Genomic DNA, 18,580 nt, shown 5'->3' on the forward strand with positions numbered 1-18,580 from the left:
TGATGTCACCGGAGAAATGCGGCACGCAACCCTCCGGTGCGCGACGGCGTCCCTGACTGCGACGACCTGCCATGGAGGGTTCGCGCACCACGGTGGGCGTACAGGGGGGAGTGCACGATGAGCGACGGGACGCAGGCCGACGGGCCGCGCTCGGACCCGTCGACGGGTGGGACCGCACGGCATGCCGTCGTGGTCGGCGGCGGGCTGGCCGGCGTCACCACCGCGCTCGCGCTCGCCGACGCCGGAGTCCGCGTCACCCTCCTCGAAGGCCGGCCGCGGCTGGGCGGGCTCGCCTTCTCCTTCCAGCGCGGCGACCTCACCGTCGACAACGGACAGCACGTGTATCTGCGCTGCTGCACCGCCTACCGCTGGTTCCTGGACCGCATCGGCGGCACGGCGCTGGCTCCGTTGCAGGATCGTCTCGACGTGCCCGTACTCGACGCGAACCGCCCCGAGGGACGCAGACTCGGCAGACTGCGCCGCGACCCGCTGCCCGTACCGCTGCATCTGGGCCGCAGCCTCGCCACCTACCCGCATCTCTCGCTCGCCGAGCGCGCCAAGGTCGGCCGTGCCGCGCTCGCCCTGAAAGGGCTCGACCTCGGCGATCCGGCTCTGGACACGCAGGACTTCGGCAGCTGGCTGGCCGCACACGGTCAGTCGGCGCGTGCCGTCGAGGCACTGTGGGACCTCGTGGGGGTCGCCACCCTCAACGCGGTGGCCGGCGATTCCTCGCTGGCGCTGGCCGCGATGGTGTTCAAGACCGGTCTGCTCTCCGACCCGGGCGCGGCCGACATCGGCTGGGCCCATGTGCCGCTGGGCGAACTGCACGACCGGCTGGCCCGCAAGGAGCTCGACTCCGCGGGCGTGCGCACCGAAGTCCGTACACGCGTCACCTCCGTCTCCACTGACGAAAACGGGCGCCTGCGCGTTCAGGTTCCCGGCGAGATTCTGGAGGCCGACGCCGTCGTCCTCGCCGTACCGCAGCACGAGGCCCACGAGCTGCTGCCCGAGGGCGCGCTCGACGCCCCCGAGCAGCTGCTCGCCATCGACACCTCGCCGATCCTGAACGTCCACGTCGTCTACGACCGCAAGGTGCTCGCCCGGCCCTTCTTCGCCGCGCTCGGCAGCCCCGTGCAGTGGGTGTTCGACCGCACCGACGCCTCCGGGCTGAAGGACGGCCAGTACCTGGCGCTGTCCCAGTCCGCCGCGCACGAAGAGATCGACCGGACCGTCGCCGAACTGCGCGAGCGATACCTCCCCGAACTGGAGCGGCTGCTGCCCGGAGCGCGCGGCGCCCGGGTGCAGGACTTCTTCGTGACCAGGGAGCGCACCGCGACGTTCGCTCCCGCCCCCGGCGTCGGACGGCTGCGGCCCGGCGCCCGCACCAAGGCCCCCGGCCTGTACCTGGCCGGAGCGTGGACCGCCACCGGGTGGCCCGCGACCATGGAAAGTGCGGTCCGCAGTGGGGTGAGCGCGGCGGACGCCGCACTCGCTGCCCTGGGCCGGCCCCGCCCTCGTCGGCTCTTCGAGTTCGAGGAGGCGGCGTGATGCTCGACGAGCACGCGGCTGGCCCCCGCACCCCCGGTACCGCGACAAGAGGAGAGACTGTGCCCACTGTGCCCCCGGCCGAGACGGCCGCTGCGAGGACCGCGGTGGACGTGTCCGCGCTCCTGGAGCGCGGCCGGACCCTTGCCACACCGGTGCTGCGGGCCGCCGTGGACCGTCTGGCACCGCCCATGGACACCGTCTCCGCGTACCACTTCGGCTGGATCGACGCCGAGGGCAGGCCGGCCGCCGGTGACGGCGGCAAGGCCGTGCGCCCCGCGCTCGCCGTGCTCTCCGCCGAGGTCACCGGTGCCGCGCCCGAGGTCGGCATCCCCGGCGCCGTCGCCGTCGAGCTGGTCCACAACTTCTCGCTGCTGCACGACGACCTGATGGACGGCGACGAGCAGCGCCGCCACCGCGACACCGTGTGGAAGGTGCACGGCCCCGCGCAGGCCATCCTGGTCGGCGACGCCCTGTTCGCGCTCGCCAACGAGGTCCTGCTGGAACTCGGCACCGTCGAGGCCGGCCGCGCCACCCGCCGTCTCACCACCGCGACCCGCGCCCTCATCGACGGCCAGGCGCAGGACATCTCCTACGAGCACCGCGACCGCGTCAGCGTCGAGGAGTGCCTGGAGATGGAGGGCAACAAGACCGGCGCCCTGCTCGCCTGCGCCTCCTCCATCGGGGCCGTGCTCGGCGGCGCGGACGACCGCACCGCCGACGTGCTGGAGCAGTACGGCCACCACCTCGGCCTGGCCTTCCAGGCCGTCGACGACCTCCTCGGCATCTGGGGCGACCCGGAGGCCACCGGGAAGCAGGCCTGGAGCGATCTGCGCCAGCGCAAGAAGTCGCTGCCCGTGGTGGCGGCGCTCGCGGCGGGCGGACCCGCCTCCGAGCGGCTCGGCGAGATCCTCGCCGCCGACGCCAAGAGCAGTGACTTCGAGAACTTCTCCGAGGAGGAGTTCGCGGCCCGCGCCGCGCTCATCGAGGAGGCCGGCGGTCGCGAGTGGACCGCCGAAGAGGCACGCCGTCAGCACACCATCGCCATCGAGGTCCTGGACACCGTCGACATGCCCGACCGGGTGCGGGCGCGGTTCACGGCGCTCGCCGACTTCGTCGTCGTACGAAAGAGATGATCACTATCGGTCGAATAGCCCTCGCGTAGTCGCCGGCCGGTGCTGCGGAGATACGAGTACCGGCCGACGGCGGACCCAGCAGAGACATGCCACTGCACGAAGGGGAAGCCATGACAGCGACGACCGACGGAAGCACCGGGGCCATGCCGCCCCGTGTTGCCGCGGCCAGCGAAACCGACATCAACACCCCCGTGGCGGCCGGGGTGCACGACGCCGCCGCACTCGCCGTACAACGCGCCACCGACTTCCTCCTCGCGCAGCAGGACGCGCAGGGCTGGTGGAAGGGCGACCTCGACACCAACGTCACGATGGACGCCGAGGATCTGCTGCTCCGTCAGTTCCTGGGCATCCGCGACGAGTCGACGACCCGGGCCGCCGCCCTCTTCATCCGCGGCGAACAGCGCGAGGACGGCACCTGGGCCAGCTTCTACGGCGGGCCCGGCGAACTCTCCACCACCATCGAGGCGTACGTCGCCCTCCGGCTGGCCGGCGACGCGCCGGACGCCCCGCACATGGCGAAGGCCTCCGCGTGGGTCCGCGAGCGGGGCGGGATCGCCGCGGCCCGCGTCTTCACCCGGATCTGGCTCGCGCTGTTCGGCTGGTGGAAGTGGGACGACCTGCCCGAACTCCCCCCGGAACTCATCTACTTCCCCTCCTGGGTACCCCTCAACATCTACGACTTCGGCTGCTGGGCCCGGCAGACCATCGTGCCGCTGACGGTGGTCTCCGCGCAGCGCCCGGTACGGCCCGCGCCCTTCCCGCTCGATGAGCTGCACACCGACCCGGACCACCCGAACCCGGTCAAGCCCCTTGCCAGGGCGGCGAGTTGGGACGGCGCCTTCCAGCGGCTCGACAAGGCCCTGCACCTCTACCGCAAGGTCGCGCCGCGCAGACTGCGCAAGGCCGCCATGAACACGGCGGCCCGCTGGATCATCGAGCGCCAGGAGAACGACGGCTGCTGGGGCGGCATCCAGCCGCCCGCCGTGTACTCGGTGATCGCCCTGCACCTGCTCGGCTACGACCTCGAACACCCCGTGATGCGCGCGGGACTTGAGTCGCTGGACCGGTTCGCGGTCTGGCGCGAGGACGGGGCCCGGATGATCGAGGCCTGCCAGTCCCCGGTGTGGGACACCTGCCTGGCGACCATCGCGCTGGCCGACGCGGGCGTGCCCGCCGACCACCCCCAACTGGTCAAGGCCGCCGACTGGATGCTCGGGGAGGAGATCGTCCGCCCCGGCGACTGGGCGGTCAAACGCCCCCAACTGCCGCCCGGCGGCTGGGCGTTCGAGTTCCACAACGACAACTACCCCGACATCGACGACACCGCCGAGGTGGTGCTCGCGCTGCGCCGGGTCGCACACCACGACCCGGAACGCCTGGACCGGGCGGTCGGACGCGCGGTCCGCTGGAACCTCGGAATGCAGTCCAAGAACGGCGGTTGGGGCGCCTTCGACGTCGACAACACCAGCCCCTTCCCCAACCGGCTGCCGTTCTGCGACTTCGGCGAGGTGATCGACCCGCCGTCGGCGGACGTCACCGCGCACGTCGTCGAGATGCTCGCCGTGGAGGGCCTCGCCCACGACCCGCGCACCCGGCGCGGCATCGAGTGGCTGCTCGCCGAACAGGAGCCGGACGGCTCGTGGTTCGGCCGCTGGGGCGTCAACTACGTCTACGGCACAGGGTCCGTGGTGCCCGCCCTCGCCGCAGCCGGGATCCCCGGCACGCACCCGGCGATCCGGCGCGCGGTGACCTGGCTGGAGAACGTGCAGAACGACGACGGCGGCTGGGGCGAGGACCTGCGCTCCTACAAGTACGCCAAGGAGTGGAGCGGCCGGGGCGCCTCGACCGCCTCGCAGACGGCCTGGGCGCTGATGGCCCTGCTGGCGGCGGGGGAGCAGGACTCCAAGGCCGTCGAGCGCGGCATCGCATGGCTCGCGGCCACCCAGAGGGAGGACGGCTCCTGGGACGAGCCCTACTTCACCGGCACCGGCTTCCCGTGGGACTTCTCCATCAACTACCACCTCTACCGGCAGGTCTTCCCGCTCACCGCGCTCGGGCGCTATGTGCACGGAGAACCGTTCACCCGGACCCTCTCCCCGGCCGGCTCCCCGACCAAGGGGCGCTGATGGGCACCCGGTCCGCCGGTCCGCCGCTGCTGATCGCCTGCGCGCTCGGCATCGAGCACCTCGCCCTGCGCACCGGCGACCGCTCCGGCGCCGGCGGGCCGCTCACCCTGCTGCGGACGGGCATGGGCCCCGGGGCGGCCGAAGAGGCGGTCACCCGGCGCCTCGCCGACCCGGCGCTGTCCGAGGCCGCCGTACTGGCCACGGGCTTCTGTGCCGGACTCGCCCCCGGGATGCACCCCGGTGACCTGGTGGTCGCCGAGGAGACCCGGGACCCGCGCGGAACCGTTCCGTGCGTCGCCACCGAGCTGCTCGTCAAGGAACTGGTGCGGGCCCTGCCCGGACGCACCGTCCACACCGGCCCGCTCACCGGTTCCGATCATGTCGTGCGCGGACAGGAACGGTCCGATCTGCTCGCGACCGGCGCAATCGCGGTCGACATGGAATCGGCCGCCACGCTGCTGAGCGCCGTGCGGACGGGCGCGCGCCCGGTTGCGGCCGTACGGGTGGTCGTGGACGCTCCTGAACATGAACTCGTCCGGATCGGCACGGTGCGCGGTGGAATATCGGCTTTCCGCGTTCTTCGATCCGTTCTTCCCGCTTTTTTCGAATGGCACCGTTCTTTGCTGCTCCCTCGGAGGTGAGCCAGATGGCCATGCCGCTGCGCCAGTCCATCAAGGTCGCTACTTACTTGGCTGAACAGAAGCTCCGCAGGCGGGACAAGTTCCCGCTGATCGTGGAGCTGGAACCGCTCTTCGCGTGCAACCTGAAGTGCGAGGGCTGCGGCAAGATCCAGCACCCGGCGGGCGTGCTCAAGCAGCGCATGCCGGTGGCGCAGGCCGTCGGGGCGGTGCTCGAATCCGGTGCGCCGATGGTGTCCATCGCCGGCGGCGAACCCCTGATGCACCCTCAGATCGACGAGATCGTGCGGCAGTTGGTGGCGAAGAAGAAGTACGTCTTCCTCTGCACCAACGCCATGCTGCTGCGCAAGAAGCTCGACAAGTTCACCCCCTCCCCGTACTTCGCGTTCGCGGTGCACATCGACGGGCTGCGCGAGCGGCACGACGAGTCCGTGGCGAAGGAGGGCGTGTTCGACGAGGCGGTGGAGGCGATGAAGGAGGCCAAGAAACGCGGCTTCCGGGTCACCACCAACTCCACCTTCTTCAACACCGACACCCCGCAGACCATCATCGAGGTCCTGAACTTCCTCAACGACGACATCAAGGTCGACGAGATGATGATCTCGCCCGCCTACGCCTACGAGAAGGCGCCCGACCAGGAGCACTTCCTGGGGGTCGCGCAGACCCACGAGCTGTTCAAGAAGGCCTTCGCGGGCGGCAACCGCCGCAAGTGGCGGCTCAACCACTCCCCGCTCTTCCTGGACTTTCTGGAGGGCAAGGTCGACTTCCCGTGCACGGCCTGGGCGATCCCGAACTACTCGCTCTTCGGCTGGCAGCGCCCCTGCTACCTGATGAGCGACGGGTACGTGCCCACGTACCGGGAGCTGATCGAGGAGACCGACTGGGACAAGTACGGCCGCGGCAAGGACCCGCGCTGCGCCAACTGCATGGCGCACTGCGGCTACGAGCCCACCGCCGTCCTCGCCACCATGGGCTCCCTCAAGGAGTCGCTGCGGGCCATGCGCGAGACCGTCGCCGGAAACCGCGAGTGACGTCGTGACCGCCGTAGCCCTGGGCGTCCCCGAGCTGCCGGTCCGGCCGATCGCCGCGCGACGTGTGTCGCGGCGGATCCAGGTCGGACCGGTGGCGGTCGGGGGCGGGGCCCCCGTCTCGGTCCAGTCGATGACCACGACCCGTACGTCGGACATCGGCGCCACCCTCCAGCAGATCGCCGAACTCACCGCGTCCGGCTGCCAGATCGTCCGCGTGGCCTGCCCCACGCAGGACGACGCGGACGCGCTCGCGACCATCGCGCGCAAGTCGCAGATCCCGGTGATCGCGGACATCCACTTCCAGCCGAAGTACGTGTTCGCCGCAATTGAGGCCGGGTGCGCGGCAGTTCGCGTGAACCCGGGCAACATCAAGCAGTTCGACGACAAGGTCAAGGAGATCGCGCGGGCCGCCAAGGACCACGGCACGCCGATCCGGATCGGGGTCAACGCCGGTTCGCTGGACCGGCGGTTGCTCCAGAAGTACGGGAAGGCGACGCCCGAGGCGCTCGTCGAGTCGGCCCTGTGGGAGGCGTCCCTCTTCGAGGAGCACGGCTTCCGCGACATCAAGATCTCGGTCAAGCACAACGACCCCGTGGTGATGGTCAACGCCTACCGGCTGCTGGCCGCGCAGAGCGACTATCCGCTGCACCTCGGGGTCACCGAGGCGGGGCCCGCCTTCCAGGGCACCATCAAGTCGGCGGTCGCCTTCGGGGCGCTGCTCAGCGAGGGCATCGGCGACACGATCCGGGTGTCGTTGTCGGCCCCGCCGGTGGAGGAGGTCAAGGTCGGCCTCCAGATCCTGGAGTCGCTGAACCTCAAGCCCCGCCGGCTGGAGATCGTCTCGTGCCCGTCCTGCGGGCGTGCCCAGGTGGACGTCTACAAGCTCGCCGACGAGGTCACGGCCGGGCTTGAGGGCATGGAGGTCCCGCTGCGCGTCGCGGTCATGGGCTGTGTCGTCAACGGGCCCGGCGAGGCGCGGGAGGCGGACCTCGGCGTCGCCTCCGGCAACGGCAAGGGACAGATCTTCGTCAAGGGCGAGGTCGTCAAGACCGTGCCCGAGTCGAAGATCGTGGAGACCCTCATCGAGGAGGCGATGAAGATCGCCGAACAGATGGAGCAGGACGGCGTCGCGGCGGGGGAGCCGGCCGTCACCGTGAGCTGAACCAGCACGGACCGAAGGGGGCCCGACGTGACGATTCTGGAGAGCATCCGCCAACCACGCGACCTGAAGGCGCTGTCCGAGGCGGAACTCGGCCAACTGTCCGAAGAGATAAGGGAGTTCCTGGTCCACGCGGTGGCCAGGACCGGCGGCCACCTGGGCCCCAACCTGGGTGTGGTGGAACTGACCGTCGCGCTGCACCGGGTCTTCGAGTCACCGGTCGACCGCATCGTCTGGGACACCGGCCACCAGAGCTATGTGCACAAGCTTTTGACGGGCCGTCAGGACTTCTCGAAGCTGCGCGGCAAGGGCGGTCTGTCCGGCTACCCCTCGCGCGAGGAGTCCGAGCACGACATCGTCGAGAACAGCCACGCCTCCACCGCGCTCGGCTGGGCCGACGGCCTCGCCAAGGCCCGCCAGGTGCAGGGCGAGAAGGGCCATGTCGTCGCGGTCATCGGCGACGGCGCGCTCACCGGCGGCATGGCCTGGGAGGCGCTCAACAACATCGCCGCCGCCAAGGACCGCCCGCTGATCATCGTCGTCAACGACAACGAACGCTCCTATTCGCCCACCATCGGCGGCCTCGCCAACCACCTGGCCACCCTGCGCACCACCGACAGCTACGAGAAGGTCCTCGCCTGGGGCAAGGACGTCCTGCTGCGCACCCCGGTCGTCGGCACCACGCTCTACGAGTCCCTGCACGGGGCGAAGAAGGGCTTCAAGGACGCGTTCGCCCCGCAGGGCATGTTCGAGGACCTGGGCCTGAAGTACGTCGGCCCGATCGACGGACACGACATCGGCGCCGTCGAGTCCGCGCTGCGCCGCGCGAAACGCTTCCACGGCCCGGTCCTGGTGCACTGCCTCACGGAGAAGGGGCGCGGCTACGAACCCGCCCTCGCCCACGAGGAGGACCACTTCCACACCGTCGGCGTGATGGACCCGCTCACCTGCGAGCCCCTCGTGCCCTCCAACGGCCCTTCCTGGACCAGTGTGTTCGGCGAGGAGATCCTGCGCATCGGGGAGGAGCGCGAGGACGTCGTGGCCATCACGGCGGCCATGCTGCACCCGGTCGGCCTCGGCAAGTTCGCCGCGCGCTTCCCGGACCGGGTGTGGGACGTGGGCATCGCCGAACAGCACGCGGCGGTGTCGGCGGCCGGGCTGGCCACCGGCGGACTGCATCCCGTCGTCGCCGTCTACGCCACCTTCCTCAACCGCGCCTTCGACCAGCTCCTGATGGACGTGGCACTGCACCGCTGCGGGGTGACGTTCGTCCTGGACCGCGCCGGGGTGACCGGAGTCGACGGGGCCTCGCACAACGGCATGTGGGACATGTCGATCCTCCAGGTCGTGCCCGGCCTGCGGATCGCCGCCCCGCGCGACGCCGACCAACTCCGCGCCCAGCTGCGGGAAGCGGTCGCCGTGGACGACGCGCCGACCCTGGTCCGCTTCCCGAAGGAGTCGGTCGGACCGGAGATCCCCGCGATCGACCGCGTCGGCGGCCTCGACGTCCTGCACCGGGGCGCGGAGACACCCGACGTGCTGCTCGTCGCCGTAGGAGTCATGGCTCCCGTCTGCCTCCAGGCCGCCGAACTCCTCGCCGCCCGGGGCATCACCAGCACGGTGGTGGACCCCCGTTGGGTCAAACCCGTCGACCCGGCGCTGCCCGGCCTCGCCGCCGAGCACCGCCTGGTGGCCGTCGTCGAGGACAACAGCCGGGCCGCGGGCGTCGGCGCCGCCGTGGCGCTGGCCCTCGGAGACGCCGAAGTCGACGTCCCCGTACGGCGGTTCGGCATCCCGGAGCAGTTCCTCGCACACGCCAAACGCGGCGAGGTGCTCGCCGACATCGGCCTCACACCCGTCGAGGTCGCCGGACGGATCAGCGCAAGCCTGGCGGTCAAGGACACGACCGGCCGCGCAGCCAAGGAGAAACCCGAATGACCGAGGAGTTCGACCTCACCGCGCTCTTGGCCGGGCGCGGAGCCGAGCGCTACGAACTGCACGCCAAGTACCTCAACCACCAACTCCCGCGCATGCTGCACACCATCGGCTTCGACAAGGTCTACGAGCGCGGCGAGGGCGCCTATTTCTGGGACGCGGAGGGCAACGACTACCTCGACATGCTCGCCGGGTTCGGGGTGATGGGCCTGGGCCGCCACCACCCCGTCGTCCGCAAGGCGCTGCACGACGTCCTCGACGCCCAGCTCGCCGACCTCACCCGCTTCGACTGCCAGCCGCTGCCCGGTCTGCTCGCCGAGAAGCTGCTCACCCACAGCCCGCACCTGGACCGGGTGTTCTTCGGCAACAGCGGTACCGAGGCGGTCGAGACCGCGCTCAAGTTCGCCCGCTACGCGACCGGGAAGCCGCGGATCCTGTACTGCGACCACGCCTTCCACGGCCTGACCACCGGCTCGCTCTCCGTCAACGGCGAGGACGGCTTCCGCGACGGCTTCGCCCCGCTGCTGCCCGACACCGCCGTACCGCTCGGCGATCTCGACGCCCTGGCACGGGAGTTGAAGAAGGGCGACGTAGCCGCCCTGGTCGTCGAACCGATCCAGGGCAAGGGCGTCCACGAGGCACCGCCCGGCTATCTGCGCGCCGCACAGGAACTCCTGCGCCGCCACAAGGCGTTGCTCATCGCCGACGAGGTGCAGACCGGGCTCGGCCGCACCGGCGACTTCTACGCCTACCAGCACGAGGACGGCGTGGAACCGGACCTGGTGTGCGTGGCCAAGGCGCTCTCCGGCGGCTATGTGCCGGTCGGCGCCACCCTCGGCAAGGACTGGATCTTCAAGAAGGTCTACTCGTCCATGGACCGCGTGCTGGTCCACTCGGCGAGCTTCGGGTCCAACGCCCAGGCCATGGCGGCCGGCCTCGCCGTGCTGTCCGTCATGGAGAACGAGCAGATCGTCGCCAACGCCCGTGCCACCGGCGACCGGTTGAGGACCCGGCTGGCCGCGCTCGTCGACAAGTACGAGCTGCTCGCCGACGTACGCGGCCGGGGCCTGATGATCGGCATCGAGTTCGGCAAGCCCAAGTCGCTGAAGCTGCGCAGCCGTTGGACCATGCTCCAGGCCGCCCGCAAGGGCCTGTTCGCGCAGATGGTGGTCGTACCGCTGCTCCAGCGGCACCGCATCCTCACCCAGGTCTCCGGCGACCACCTGGAGGTCATCAAGCTGATCCCGCCGCTGATCGTCGGCGAGCGCGAGGTGGACCGGTTCGTCGAGGCCTTCACGGCCGTGATGGACGACGCGCACAGCGGCGGCGGACTGATGTGGGACTTCAGCAGGACGCTCGTGAAGCAGGCGGTCGCCAACCGCTGAGCCGCGAGAACCGAGGTTTTTGCCTCTGTGGCAAGAAATTTGCCGCAGGGGCAAAAGTCCGGCTGAATGGAGGCATGAGCCCCTCCGACACCGAGGCCGAGCCCGGGACCGAGCCGGAACCGCCGGCCGGACCGTCCGACGACCTGCCGGCCACCGTCGCACCCCAGCTCCGCGCCCTGCGCCGCCGCGCCTCCCTCACCCTGGAGGCCGCCGCCCGCTCGGCCGGGCTCTCGCCCGCCCATCTCTCCCGGCTGGAGACCGGGCAGCGCCAGCCCTCGCTGCCGATGCTGCTGGCACTCGCCCGTATCTACGGTACGACAGTCTCGGACCTGCTCGGCGAGACGGTCACCGACCGGGAAGCCGTCGTACGCGCCGCCGACATGGAACCGACCCGCGCGGGCGGCTGGACGTACTGGCAGGCCGGCGCCCCCGGCCGCGGGATGCAGTCGCTGCGCGTCCGCATCCCCCACGGCTCCCAGGGCGACATCGTGCGCGTGCACCCCGGCGAGGAGTGGCTCCACGTCCTCACCGGCCGGCTGCGGCTGCGGCTCGGCGACACCGCGCACGTCCTCGGGCCCGGCGACAGCGCGCACTTCGACTCGCTCACCCCGCACCGGCTCGCCGCCGCCGACGAGAGCGGCGTCGAGGTCCTGTTCGTGCACACCCTGTTGCAGAGTCCCACGGCCGCCCTGTGCCTGGGCCCGATCACCGGAGAGACGTCATGAGCGGCAACAACATCGAGGACAGGTTCCCGCGCGCCCTGTGGGTACGGCTGCTCATCTACATCGCCGTGGGCCACCTCTTCGCGGCCTTCATCTACCTGTTGTTCTCGGTCGGCGCCAAGTAGCCCGCCGCGGGCGCCGGTTCAGTCGAGCAGGCGCTCGCGCAGCCGCTCCCGGATCTCCGGAGTGATCCCCAACCCCTGTTCCAGATAGGCGTCGACACTGCCCCAGGTCTCCTCGACGGTGTCGAAGGCCGCCGTCAGATACTCGGCGCGGGCGTCGAAGAGCGGGCTCAGCAGCTCCATCACCTCGGGGGTGTAGCCCGCCGAGGAGGGGTCGCTGCGCCGCACCTTGTAGCGGCGGTGCTTGGCGTTCGACTCCAGGTAGTCGGCGACGATCGCCTCGCGCTCCACCCCGAGGGCGAGCAGCGTCACGGCTATCGACAGGCCCGCGCGGTCCTTGCCGGCCGCGCAGTGCATCAGCGCGGGGACGCTGTCCTCGGCGAGCGCGTGCAGCACCTGGGAGTGCTCGGCGGTGCGCTCGGTGACGATCGTGCGGTACGAGGCGATCATCCGGTCGGCGCCCTTGCCGTCGCCGAGGACCTCGCGCAGCTGCTCCGTCTCGCCGTCGCGGACCATCTTCCAGAACTCGGAGCCGTCCGCCGGGTCGGACAGCGGCAGATTCACGTTGCGCACACCGGGCAGTTCGACATCGGGGCCCTCCAGCTTCTGGTCCGACGCGTTGCGGAAGTCGAAGACCGTGTGCAGGCCCAGCGAGCCGAGGAACGCGGCGTCCTCCTCGGTCGCGTGCGCGAGATGGCCGCTGCGGAACAGCACGCCGTGGCGCACCCTGCGGCCGTCCACCGTCGGAAGCCCGCCCACGTCCCGGAAATTGCGCACTCCGGACAACTCCGGCTCGGTCGACGGAATCTGCTGCGTCACGAGGGCTCCTCCCACTCGGCCCGGCGGCGCGGCTCACCGGCGGGCACCCTGTCGACGATACGACATGCACATCGCGCCCCGGAGGCCGTTGACGGCGCTGACCAGGGTCTCCCGCCGGGCCGGGCCGACCTCGCTCACCCGGACGTGTGAAGCGACTTTCCACAGGCCATGACTTCTCCCCAGACGTTGCCTCGCGGGTCCCGCACCCTTGATGATGTTGACGCTTGAGTGGACATGTTCGAATCTGTGAGGGACTTGATGCTGGAGACCGCCGAGAACGGCCGTACATGGGTGCTGTCCGGCCCCACGAGCAGTTACGCCGTCCATCTCACCGAACGCGACGAACTGCTCCATCTCCACTGGGGCCCCCGCATCGCACTCGCCGACGCCGAGGAACTCGCCGCCCGCCCGCTCCCCGGCGGCTCCTCCTTCGAGTCCCCGCTCGACGGCCGCGAGGAGTACCCGGTCGAGGGCGGCCCCCGCTTCGTCCGCCCCGCCCTGTCGGTGCGCACGGCCGAGCGGCGCGGCACCGAGTGGACCTTCGACGGCCACGAGACGGACGGCGACGAACTGCGCCTCCGCTTCCGCGACGCCGGACTGGCCATCACCCTGCACTACCGCACGCGCGGCGACGTCGTCGAGCGCTGGACCGTCCTCGACAACGACGGGACCGAGCCGCTGGAGCTGCTGCGCGCCGACTCCGCCACCTGGACACTGCCCGACCGGGAGGACTGGCAGCTGTCGCACGTGCACGGACGCTGGGCCGCCGAGTCACGACTCGTGCGCTCCCCCCTCACCTACGGTGAGAAGGTCATCGGCAGCCGGCGCGGCCACACCGGACACCAGTACCTCCCCTGGGTCGCGCTCGACACCGACGCGACCGAGGAGCGCGGCGAGGTCTACGGCTGCGCCCTCGGCTGGTCGGGGTCCTGGCGGATCGCCGTGGCCCAACTCCCGGACGCGCGCGTGCAGATCACCGGCGGCGCCGGGTACGACGAGTCCGGGCTGCTGAGCCTCGCGCCCGGGGAGTCCTTCACGACGCCCCTCTTCGCGGCCCTGTGGAGCGACGCCGGCTTCGGCGGCGCCAGCCGCACCTGGCACACCTACCAGCGGACGTACGTCGTGCCGGACGCCGACCAGGACCGCCCGGTGCTCTACAACTCCTGGGAGGCCACGCAGTTCGACATCTCCGAGGAGCAGCAGGAGGTGCTCGCGCAGCGCGCGGCGGCGGCCGGTGTCGAACTGTTCGTGGTCGACGACGGCTGGTTCGGCGCCCGCACCAGCGACCGCGCCGGACTCGGCGACTGGACCCCCAACCCGGACCGCTTCCCGGCCGGCCTCAAGCCGCTCGCCGACCGCGTCCACGCGCTGGGCATGCAGTTCGGCATCTGGGTCGAGCCCGAGATGATCAACCCGGACAGCGACCTCTACCGCGCCCACCCGGACTGGGTGCAGTACCAGGAGGGGCGCAGGCGCACGGAGTTCCGCAACCAGCTCGTCCTCAACCTGGCCCGCGAGGACGTCCAGGAATACCTGTGGGAGCAGCTCGACGGGCTGCTCTCCAGCGCCCCGATCGACTATGTGAAGTGGGACTTCAACCGCTGCTTCACGGACGCGGGCTGGCCCGGCGACGCCTATCCGCAGCGCCTCTGGGTCGACCATGTGCGCGCCCTGTACGCCCTGTTGGACCGGCTGCGGGAGGCCCACCCCGGGGTGGCCTTCGAGTCCTGCTCGGGCGGCGGCGGCCGGATCGACCTCGGCATCCTGAGCCGTACGGACCAGGTGTGGACCTCCGACAACACCGACCCGCTCGACCGGCTCGCCATCCAGCACGGCTTCAGCCAGATCCACCCCGCGCGCGTGATGGCCGCCTGGGTCACCGACAGCCCGAACACCCAGCTCAACGACCGGGTCAGCAGCCTGCGCTTCCGGTTCGTGAGCGCCATGGCCGGGGTGCTCGGCGTGGGCGGCGACCTCTCCGAGTGGACCGAGGAGGAACTCGCCGAAGCCCGCGAGTGGATCACCCTCTACAAGGAGATCCGGCCGCTGGTGCAGCACGGCGACCTCCACCGGCTGCGCCCGCCGACCGGCGGACTGAGCGCCGTGCAGTACACGCGCGGCGACGAGAGCGTGGTCCTCGCCCTGCTCCAGGCGCAGCACTACGGCGAGCCGGTCCCGGCGCTGCGGCTGCGCGGGCTCGACCCGACGGCGTCGTACGAATGCCTCGAAACGGGCGAAGTCCACCGTGGTGCCGTGCTGTTGCACCACGGGCTGCGGACCGGGCTGCACGGTGACCTCGATGCGACGGTTCTCCGGCTGCGTCGTATCTGAGCCTTCTACCCGAATTGCAGGCTTCGTCACAACTCGCTCTGGATTAAGGGAACCTGAGAGGTTGTACGTGAGCAGCGTCATATCCGTGACCGTACGTCGCTCGTCATGTTCACGTAATTGACATGCTTTTCCAGGGGAATTGAAGGCGAAGTCGGGTGGGAATTCACGGAGGGTGACTGTGAATTCCCACAGGAGATCACAAGAAACCCAAAACCGTGGAACCTCCTGCTTGTCCCGTTGCGTCTTCCTCGCTTACGTTCGCCACCAATCCGGACGGACGCCCAATCCTGCCGCCGACCGGACTCCGCACACACCCACCCGTATGCGGCAGGAGCGGGGGACCCACAGGTAGTACGCCTGTTCCGGTCTCCGGAACGGGCTTGGGGTAAAGCCGCGACCAGCGCGCGGCCGGGCATCTCCAGCCCGCACCCGACAGCTCACCCCGCAGGCGCCGGAGAGGAATTCGCCATGCCCGCGAAGGGTAAGCACCGCCGTCCCAAGTCCCAGCGCCTCACCCGCTCGATAGCCGTGGCCGGAACCGGGGGCGCCGCGCTCGCCCTTCCGCTCATGGGAGCCGGCGGCGCGCACGCGGCCACGTCGACCTCCGTTCCGGAAAAGGCCGTTCAGTCCGTTCCGGCGGCCGAGAAGTCGGTGACGCGGAAGGCGGCCACGGCGAAGACCGAGGGCGTCAGGACGTATTCGGTGAAGGCGGGCGACTGGCTCGCGAAGATCGCCGACGAGCAGGACGTCACCGGCGGCTGGAAGAAGATCTACCAGGACAACCGCGAGGCGATCGGCTCGGACCCGTCGCTGATCCATCCCGGCCTGAAGCTGTCCCTCGGCGGGAAGGCCACCACGGACACGGACGCGAGCACCACCAAGTCCTCCAGCGGTTCCTCGACTTCGTCGTCCAAGTCGTCTTCGTCGTCTTCCTCGTCCTCTTCCTCCTCGTCGAAGAAGGACACGTCGGCGACGCAGAGCTCCGACACCACCAGCACCGCCGGTGGCTACACCCTCCCCGTGACCGGCGGCACCATCGGTACCGGCTACCACGTCGCGGGCAGTATGTGGTCCAGCGGCTATCACACGGGTGTCGACTTCGTCGTCCCGACCGGCACCACCGTCAAGGCGGTCGCCGCGGGCACGGTCGTCTCGGCGGCCTACGACGGCGCCTACGGCAACGAGGTCGTCATCCGGCACGCGGACGGCGAGTACTCGCAGTACGCCCACATGTCGCAGCTGTCCGTCTCGGCCGGCCAGACCGTGACCGAGGGCCAGCAGATCGGCCTCTCCGGCGCGACCGGCAATGTGACCGGCCCGCACCTGCACTTCGAGATCCGGACCACGCCGTACTACGGCTCGGACGTGGACCCGGTCGCCTACCTCCGCTCGCACGGCGTCACCGTCGGCTGACTCGGTCGGCCGACTCGGGAGGCCGGGGCTGAGACCGTTCCCGGGGTCAACGTCCCTGGCCAGGGGCTTATTCCGACTTTGGACAACCCTTTACAAGTGGCTTATCTCACCGCCCGTCAACCCCATATTACGATCGCGTAGGTCACACTCCAGGGTGAACTATGGTTGCCGTGGCTAACGATTCGAAGAGTGACAACAGATCAGTGATCGGGTCGTACGTGGCGGTGGGGGACAGCTTCACCGAGGGCGTCGGCGACCCCGGGCCCGACGGGGCGATGGTCGGCTGGGCCGACCGGTTCGCGGTACTGCTCGCGGACCGGCGGCCCGAGGGCGACTTCGCGTACACCAACCTCGCGGTACGCGGGAAACTGCTCGACCAGATCGTGGCCGACCAGCTCACCCGGGCCAAGGAGATCGGCCCCGACCTGGTCTCCTTCTGCGCGGGCGGCAACGACATCATCCGTCCTGGCACCGACCCCGACGAGGTCGCCGAGCGCTTCGAACGCGCGGTCGCCGACCTCACCTCCGCGGTTGGCACCGTCCTGGTGACGACCGGCTTCGACACCCGCGGTGTGCCGGTCCTCAAGCATCTGCGCGGCAAGATCGCCACCTACAACGGACATGTGCGGGCCATCGCCGACCGCTACGGCTGCCCGGTGCTCGACCTGTGGTCCCTGAAGACGGTCCAGGACCGGCGGGCCTGGGACGACGACCGGCTCCACCTCTCTCCCGAGGGCCACACGCGCGTGGCGCTCCGCGCCGGTCAGGTCCTCGGCGTCGAGGTCCCGGCCGACCCGGACCAGCCCTGGCCGCCGCTCCCGCCGCGCGGCCCGCTCGACGTCCGCCGCGACGACGTGCACTGGGCGCGCGAGTACCTGGTGCCGTGGATCGGCCGCCGCCTGCGCGGCGAGTCCTCCGGCGACCACGTCGAGGCCAAGGGCGCGCTGTCGCCCGACGACATCAAGACACGGATCGACTGGGTGGCCTGACAGCCCGACGCATACGGCTGCCGTGCCGAGACACCCACCACCGCTCGGCACGGCGAACCACCTGCCCCGCCCGCACGGGGGCCGGACCGACGCGCTCCCGGTGTGCTCGGCCCGGGACGCGTCCGGGGTGTCCGGGAGCGGCGCGCCGAACAGCACTGCCCTAGCGCCTTGCGCGGATTCGGCAGCGGGTTTCGTCGCAGGCGAGTGTCAACCACGTAGGAGGCGGAGCGACTCGCCCCGGGTGAACCGCCCGGGACGTGTGCGGGGCGTTCTGGAGTGACACGCGGAGCGACCCGCTCCCGGTGTGCTCCGCCCGGGACGTGTCCGGCGCGTGCCTGAGGTGTCGTGGAGCGGCACGCGGAGCAGCGCGGCCCTGCTTGCGCGCGGATTCGGCCGCAGTCTTCGTCGCCGGCGTGCGCCGACCAGGTGGAAGGCGGACCGACCTGCCCTCGGTATGAACCGCCCGGGACGGGTCCGGGGGGAGTCCGGGAGCAGTACGCGGAATGGCACGGCCCTCCTCGCGCGCCGACTCAGCCGCGGTCCTCGTCACCCACCAACCCGTGTCGACGTCCAAGACGGCGGGCCGAACCCCCCGTACGGCTCAGGACGCCGTCAACGCCGCCCGTTCCAGGCCGAGTTCGCGGGCCAGTGCCTCGTCGACCCACTCCAGGGCCCGGGTCCGGGACACCGCGCCCGCGTACGCCGTCATCTGTACCGCCAGGCCGTCGAGGAGGGCCGTGAGGCGCAGGGCCGCGGCGTTCGGGTCCGCGCAGTCGAACTCGCCCGCGATCACACCCTCGGCGACGACCTCCGCGAGCGCCCGCTTCCACTGCCGGTCGAGATCGCGCGTCACCTCCAGCAGCGCCGGTTCGCGCAGCGCCGCCGCCCAGCCCTCGATCCACAGCCGCCAGCCCTTGGCCTGCCCGGTCGGCGCGTACCAGCGCAGCGCCGCCCGCAGCCGGCGCAGCGCGGTCGTACGGCGGCCCAGCAGTCTGCGCAGATGCGCGAGGTCGTCCTCGGCGGCATGGGCGAACGCGGCGGCGACGAGCTTCTCCTTGGTCGAGAAGTGATAAAGCACCAGCGCGTTGCTCACCCCGAGCGCCGAGGCCACGTCGGCGATCCTGACCGCCGCCACGCCCCGCGCCTCGATCTGTTCGACGGCGGCCCGCAACAACTCCGCCCGCCGCTCCGCCACGTCCAACCGCACTCTCGCCACCCGAACACCCTAT

At 70.7% G+C, this 18,580-nt stretch carries 16 protein-coding genes and 1 riboswitch; of the genes, 14 read left to right on the forward strand and 2 right to left on the reverse strand.

Annotated elements, in window-relative coordinates:
• The first annotated feature begins 16 nt into the window (after positions 1–16).
• The 11 genes from ACIQPR_RS08035 to ACIQPR_RS08085 all read left to right on the forward strand — a co-directional run bounded on the left by ACIQPR_RS08035 (position 17) and on the right by ACIQPR_RS08085 (position 11,802).
• A complete protein-coding gene (locus ACIQPR_RS08035) occupies positions 17–121 on the forward strand; it encodes a DUF6380 family protein (protein WP_403644755.1) in 105 nt (34 codons plus the stop codon).
• The gene (gene hpnE / locus ACIQPR_RS08040) at positions 118–1,548 is read left to right on the forward strand and encodes a hydroxysqualene dehydroxylase HpnE (RefSeq protein ID WP_403643700.1); all 1,431 of its coding nucleotides are present in this window, start codon (positions 118–120) and stop codon (positions 1,546–1,548) included. The genes ACIQPR_RS08035 and hpnE overlap by 4 nt, the downstream gene beginning before the upstream one ends.
• Positions 1,548–2,681: a polyprenyl synthetase family protein gene (locus ACIQPR_RS08045; RefSeq protein ID WP_403643702.1), complete on the forward strand. Its 1,134-nt coding sequence runs from the start codon at positions 1,548–1,550 to the stop codon at positions 2,679–2,681. The genes hpnE and ACIQPR_RS08045 overlap by 1 nt, the downstream gene beginning before the upstream one ends.
• A gap of 110 nt (positions 2,682–2,791) precedes the next feature.
• Positions 2,792–4,807 (forward strand): squalene--hopene cyclase, encoded by a 2,016-nt coding sequence (shc, locus tag ACIQPR_RS08050; protein WP_403643705.1) that lies wholly within the window; start codon positions 2,792–2,794, stop codon positions 4,805–4,807.
• Positions 4,807–5,448 (forward strand): 1-hydroxy-2-methyl-2-butenyl 4-diphosphate reductase, encoded by a 642-nt coding sequence (locus ACIQPR_RS08055; protein ID WP_403643708.1) that lies wholly within the window; start codon positions 4,807–4,809, stop codon positions 5,446–5,448. Before shc ends, ACIQPR_RS08055 begins: the two co-directional genes overlap by 1 nt.
• Positions 5,449–5,453: 5 nt before the next feature.
• Positions 5,454–6,476, forward strand: coding sequence for an adenosyl-hopene transferase HpnH (hpnH, locus tag ACIQPR_RS08060; protein WP_403643711.1), 1,023 nt, complete (start codon positions 5,454–5,456; stop codon positions 6,474–6,476).
• A gap of 4 nt (positions 6,477–6,480) precedes the next feature.
• The gene (gene ispG, locus ACIQPR_RS08065) at positions 6,481–7,638 is read left to right on the forward strand and encodes a flavodoxin-dependent (E)-4-hydroxy-3-methylbut-2-enyl-diphosphate synthase (protein WP_403643714.1); all 1,158 of its coding nucleotides are present in this window, start codon (positions 6,481–6,483) and stop codon (positions 7,636–7,638) included.
• Positions 7,639–7,665: 27 nt separating this feature from the next.
• A complete protein-coding gene (gene dxs / locus ACIQPR_RS08070) occupies positions 7,666–9,573 on the forward strand; it encodes a 1-deoxy-D-xylulose-5-phosphate synthase (protein WP_403643717.1) in 1,908 nt (635 codons plus the stop codon).
• On the forward strand, positions 9,570–10,955 hold the full coding sequence (locus ACIQPR_RS08075) for an aspartate aminotransferase family protein (RefSeq protein ID WP_403643720.1): 1,386 nt from the start codon (positions 9,570–9,572) through the stop codon (positions 10,953–10,955). The genes dxs and ACIQPR_RS08075 overlap by 4 nt, the downstream gene beginning before the upstream one ends.
• Positions 10,956–11,029: 74 nt before the next feature.
• A complete protein-coding gene (locus ACIQPR_RS08080) occupies positions 11,030–11,680 on the forward strand; it encodes a helix-turn-helix domain-containing protein (RefSeq protein WP_403643723.1) in 651 nt (216 codons plus the stop codon).
• A complete protein-coding gene (locus tag ACIQPR_RS08085) occupies positions 11,677–11,802 on the forward strand; it encodes a DUF6126 family protein (protein ID WP_019069690.1) in 126 nt (41 codons plus the stop codon). Before ACIQPR_RS08080 ends, ACIQPR_RS08085 begins: the two co-directional genes overlap by 4 nt.
• Before the next feature lie 18 nt (positions 11,803–11,820).
• Here the strand turns inward: ACIQPR_RS08085 and ACIQPR_RS08090 are convergent, their stop codons facing one another.
• Positions 11,821–12,618, reverse strand: a complete 798-nt coding sequence (locus ACIQPR_RS08090) for a tyrosine-protein phosphatase (protein ID WP_403643726.1) — start codon at positions 12,616–12,618, stop codon at positions 11,821–11,823.
• 258 nt (positions 12,619–12,876) lie between these two features.
• Between ACIQPR_RS08090 and ACIQPR_RS08095 the strand changes: the two genes are divergently transcribed.
• The 3 genes from ACIQPR_RS08095 to ACIQPR_RS08105 all read left to right on the forward strand — a co-directional run bounded on the left by ACIQPR_RS08095 (position 12,877) and on the right by ACIQPR_RS08105 (position 17,351).
• A complete protein-coding gene (locus tag ACIQPR_RS08095; RefSeq protein ID WP_403644758.1) occupies positions 12,877–14,949 on the forward strand; it encodes an alpha-galactosidase in 2,073 nt (690 codons plus the stop codon).
• 301 nt (positions 14,950–15,250) lie between these two features.
• Positions 15,251–15,413, forward strand: a riboswitch (cyclic di-AMP (ydaO/yuaA leader).
• A 4-nt stretch (positions 15,414–15,417) separates the two neighbouring features.
• The gene (locus ACIQPR_RS08100) at positions 15,418–16,362 is read left to right on the forward strand and encodes a peptidoglycan DD-metalloendopeptidase family protein (protein WP_403643729.1); all 945 of its coding nucleotides are present in this window, start codon (positions 15,418–15,420) and stop codon (positions 16,360–16,362) included.
• 203 nt (positions 16,363–16,565) lie between these two features.
• On the forward strand, positions 16,566–17,351 hold the full coding sequence (locus ACIQPR_RS08105; protein ID WP_403644761.1) for an SGNH/GDSL hydrolase family protein: 786 nt from the start codon (positions 16,566–16,568) through the stop codon (positions 17,349–17,351).
• A gap of 601 nt (positions 17,352–17,952) precedes the next feature.
• Here ACIQPR_RS08105 and ACIQPR_RS08110 read toward each other — a convergent pair.
• Positions 17,953–18,567 carry a TetR/AcrR family transcriptional regulator gene (locus tag ACIQPR_RS08110; protein ID WP_403643731.1) on the reverse strand — a complete coding sequence of 205 codons (615 nt, stop codon included), beginning with the start codon at positions 18,565–18,567 and terminating at the stop codon, positions 17,953–17,955.
• Between the last annotated feature and the right edge of the window lie 13 nt (positions 18,568–18,580).

Origin of the sequence: Streptomyces sp. NPDC091280 (assembly GCF_044768565.1) — a bacterium.
Taxonomy (GTDB): domain Bacteria; phylum Actinomycetota; class Actinomycetes; order Streptomycetales; family Streptomycetaceae; genus Streptomyces.